The organism is Kamptonema formosum PCC 10802, assembly GCF_000332335.1.
GTDB lineage: Bacteria > Cyanobacteriota > Cyanobacteriia > Cyanobacteriales > Oscillatoriaceae > Oscillatoria.
The window spans coordinates 6,434,972-6,436,275 of the sequence record NZ_KB235948.1 but is presented as its reverse complement, the minus strand read 5'-3'; the positions used below and the strand labels follow the sequence as shown (position 1 = coordinate 6,436,275).

The window sequence follows — 1,304 nt, the reverse complement described above, 5'->3', positions numbered from 1 at the left end:
CGGTCTGACTTGACACTTTGGCTCTGGGACTTGTGTACCATTGGTACACAAATTTTCTCCCACTGGTGTGGCCTCAATCAACCGTGAATGGGTCAAGCCAGTCCCATGCCGGTCTGACTTGACACTTTGGCTCTGGGCCTTGTGTACCATTGGTACACAAATTTTCTCCCACCGGCGCGGCCTCAATCAACCGTGAATGGGTCAAAGCACTCCCAATCGGTCTGACTTGACACTTTGGCTCTGGGCCTTGTGTACCATTGGTACACAAATTTTCTCCCACTGGTGTGGCCTCAATCAACCGTGAATGGGTCAAGCCAGTCCCATGCCGGTCTGACTTGACACTTTGGCTCTGGGCCTTGTGTACCATTGGTACACAAATTTTCTCCCACCGGCGCGGCCTCAATCAACCGTGAATGGGTCAAGCCAGTCCCATGCCGGTCTGACTTGACACTTTGGCTCTGGGCCTTGTGTACCATTGGTACACAAATTTTCTCCCACCGGCGCGGCCTCAATCAACCGTGAATTGGTCAAAGCACTCCCAATCGGTCTGACTTGACACTTTGGCTCTGGGCCTTGTGTACCATTGGTACACAAATTTTCTCCCACTGGTGTGGCCTCAATCAACCGTGAATGGGTCAAGCCAGTCCCATGCCGGTCTGACTTGACACTTTGGCTCTGGGCCTTGTGTACCATTGGTACACAAATTTTCTCCCACCGGCGCGGCCTCAATCAACCGTGAATTGGTCAAAGCACTCCCAATCGGTCTGACTTGACACTTTGGCTCTGGGCCTTGTGTACCATTGGTACACAAATTTTCTCCCACCGGCGCGGCCTCAATCAACCGTGAATGGGTCAAAGCACTCCCAATCGGTCTGACTTGACACTTTGGCTCTGGGCCTTGTGTACCATTGGTACACAAATTTTCTCCCACCGGCGCGGCCTCAATCAACCGTGAATGGGTCAAGCCAGTCCCATGCCGGTCTGACTTGACACTTTGGCTCTGGGACTTGTGTACCATTGGTACACAAATTTTCTCCCACTGGTGTGGCCTCAATCAACCGTGAATGGGTCAAGCCAGTCCCATGCCGGTCTGACTTGACACTTTGGCTCTGGGCCTTGTGTACCATTGGTACACAAATTTTCTCCCACCGGCGCGGCCTCAATCAACCGTGAATTGGTCAAAGCACTCCCAATCGGTCTGACTTGACACTTTGGCTCTGGGCCTTGTGTACCATTGGTACACAAATTTTCTCCCACCGGCGCGGCCTCAATCAACCGTGAATGGGTCAAGCCAGTCCCATGCC

3 protein-coding genes are annotated in these 1,304 nt (G+C 52.8%); all 3 read right to left on the bottom strand.

Annotated elements, in window-relative coordinates; translation table 11 throughout:
* Positions 1-290 precede the first annotated feature (290 nt).
* On the bottom strand, positions 291-476 hold the full coding sequence (locus tag OSC10802_RS54970; protein WP_232731771.1) for a hypothetical protein: 186 nt from the start codon (positions 474-476) through the stop codon (positions 291-293).
* Between the two features lie 140 nt (positions 477-616).
* Positions 617-1,018, bottom strand: a complete 402-nt coding sequence (locus OSC10802_RS51355; RefSeq protein ID WP_155968506.1) for a hypothetical protein — start codon at positions 1,016-1,018, stop codon at positions 617-619.
* Positions 1,019-1,050: 32 nt separating this feature from the next.
* A partial coding sequence (locus tag OSC10802_RS51350) for a hypothetical protein (protein WP_232731770.1) occupies positions 1,051-1,304 on the bottom strand: 254 nt, incomplete at its 5' end.